This window comes from Halomonas sp. TP35 (assembly GCF_052375975.1).
In the GTDB taxonomy this organism is placed as follows: Bacteria; Pseudomonadota; Gammaproteobacteria; order Pseudomonadales; family Halomonadaceae; genus Vreelandella; species Vreelandella citrativorans.
Window position 1 is genome coordinate 1 of record NZ_JBQSUZ010000037.1, and the last position, 1,619, is coordinate 1,619.

1 rRNA gene is annotated in these 1,619 nt (G+C 55.0%); it reads left to right on the plus strand.

Annotated features, from left to right (window positions below):
• Positions 1-75 precede the first annotated feature (75 nt).
• Positions 76-1,608, plus strand: a 16S ribosomal RNA gene (locus tag ACT3RU_RS17915).
• Positions 1,609-1,619 lie beyond the last annotated feature (11 nt).

Sequence of the window (1,619 nt, forward strand, 5' to 3'; positions counted from 1 at the left end):
ATTCGTTTGAACCTTGAGCCAGGATTGATTCACCTTTGTCACTTTCGAGTGACAAGTAAGAATCACACTGATTTTAAACTGAAGAGTTTGATCATGGCTCAGATTGAACGCTGGCGGCAGGCTTAACACATGCAAGTCGAGCGGTAACAGGTCCAGCTTGCTGGACGCTGACGAGCGGCGGACGGGTGAGTAATGCATAGGAATCTGCCCGGTAGTGGGGGATAACCTGGGGAAACTCAGGCTAATACCGCATACGTCCTACGGGAGAAAGGGGGCTTCGGCTCCCGCTATTGGATGAGCCTATGTCGGATTAGCTGGTTGGTGAGGTAATGGCTCACCAAGGCAACGATCCGTAGCTGGTCTGAGAGGATGATCAGCCACATCGGGACTGAGACACGGCCCGAACTCCTACGGGAGGCAGCAGTGGGGAATATTGGACAATGGGCGCAAGCCTGATCCAGCCATGCCGCGTGTGTGAAGAAGGCCTTCGGGTTGTAAAGCACTTTCAGCGAGGAAGAACGCCTGGTGGTTAATACCCATCAGGAAAGACATCACTCGCAGAAGAAGCACCGGCTAACTCCGTGCCAGCAGCCGCGGTAATACGGAGGGTGCAAGCGTTAATCGGAATTACTGGGCGTAAAGCGCGCGTAGGTGGCTTGATAAGCCGGTTGTGAAAGCCCCGGGCTCAACCTGGGAACGGCATCCGGAACTGTCAGGCTAGAGTGCAGGAGAGGAAGGTAGAATTCCCGGTGTAGCGGTGAAATGCGTAGAGATCGGGAGGAATACCAGTGGCGAAGGCGGCCTTCTGGACTGACACTGACACTGAGGTGCGAAAGCGTGGGTAGCAAACAGGATTAGATACCCTGGTAGTCCACGCCGTAAACGATGTCGACCAGCCGTTGGGTGCCTAGCGCACTTTGTGGCGAAGTTAACGCGATAAGTCGACCGCCTGGGGAGTACGGCCGCAAGGTTAAAACTCAAATGAATTGACGGGGGCCCGCACAAGCGGTGGAGCATGTGGTTTAATTCGATGCAACGCGAAGAACCTTACCTACCCTTGACATCTACAGAAGCCGGGAGAGATCCTGGTGTGCCTTCGGGAACTGTAAGACAGGTGCTGCATGGCTGTCGTCAGCTCGTGTTGTGAAATGTTGGGTTAAGTCCCGTAACGAGCGCAACCCTTGTCCTTATTTGCCAGCACGTAATGGTGGGAACTCTAAGGAGACTGCCGGTGACAAACCGGAGGAAGGTGGGGACGACGTCAAGTCATCATGGCCCTTACGGGTAGGGCTACACACGTGCTACAATGGCCGGTACAAAGGGTTGCCAACTCGCGAGAGTGCGCCAATCCCGAAAAGCCGGTCTCAGTCCGGATCGGAGTCTGCAACTCGACTCCGTGAAGTCGGAATCGCTAGTAATCGTGAATCAGAATGTCACGGTGAATACGTTCCCGGGCCTTGTACACACCGCCCGTCACACCATGGGAGTGGACTGCACCAGAAGTGGTTAGCCTAACGCAAGAGGGCGATCACCACGGTGTGGTTCATGACTGGGGTGAAGTCGTAACAAGGTAGCCGTAGGGGAACCTGCGGCTGGATCACCTCCTTAAACGATGCGTC